Origin of the sequence: Porphyromonas canoris (assembly GCF_000769115.1) — a bacterium.
Taxonomy (GTDB): domain Bacteria; phylum Bacteroidota; class Bacteroidia; order Bacteroidales; family Porphyromonadaceae; genus Porphyromonas_A; species Porphyromonas_A canoris.
The window spans coordinates 1-651 of record NZ_JQZV01000002.1 but is presented as its reverse complement, the minus strand read 5'-3'; the positions used below and the strand labels follow the sequence as shown (position 1 = coordinate 651).

At 49.5% G+C, this 651-nt stretch carries 1 pseudogene; it reads right to left on the bottom strand.

Going from position 1 to position 651, the window contains the following annotated elements:
* A pseudogene (locus tag HQ43_RS10195) lies at positions 1 to 186 on the bottom strand (hypothetical protein); the annotation flags it as partial.
* Positions 187 to 651: the final 465 nt, after the last annotated feature.

The window sequence follows — 651 nt, the reverse complement described above, 5'->3', positions numbered from 1 at the left end:
CAGGGAGGTTATCTTCTGACCATAGCAGTTCAAGTAGCTTACCTTTCCATACACCGTAACGGTCTGTGCAGCGAGTGTGTACCCTTTATTGATGCCAAATACGGTTACGCTCTCGCCTGCATCTTTGACCTTGTTGTTGTTCAGGTCTATCCAGACATCCGCTTGGTCTTCCGGTTCGGCATTCATGCGCAACTCTATCTTTTCGCCTACCTTTTTCTCTGTCGTCATCGTCATGCTGTTGCCGGCAGGCGGAGTATCTTCGACATCCNAACTCTATCTTTTCGCCTACCTTTTTCTCTGTCGTCATCGTCATGCTGTTGCCGGCAGGCGGAGTATCTTCGACATCCAATGTCCAGCCTTTGTCTGTTGCGATCTTCTTGTTGCACGTATCCGTACCCGGATTGTTTGCGATCCCGATCTTCTTCTCGCCTTCGGTCAGCCCTTTTACATCGGGAAGCGTGGTGAATATCTCGTTCAGTGTCTTCGCGCTCAGCTTGCAGTCGTTGACCCACAACCTATCATTTATGCTGCTCGAGATCTTCAAGGAGCTTAGATTCGGGTTAATCGAGCAGTAGAATATTGTCAAAGCCGTGTTCTTGCTCACATCCAGCGAGGTGAGGGAGTTATGGGTGCAGGACAACGTTGTCAAAG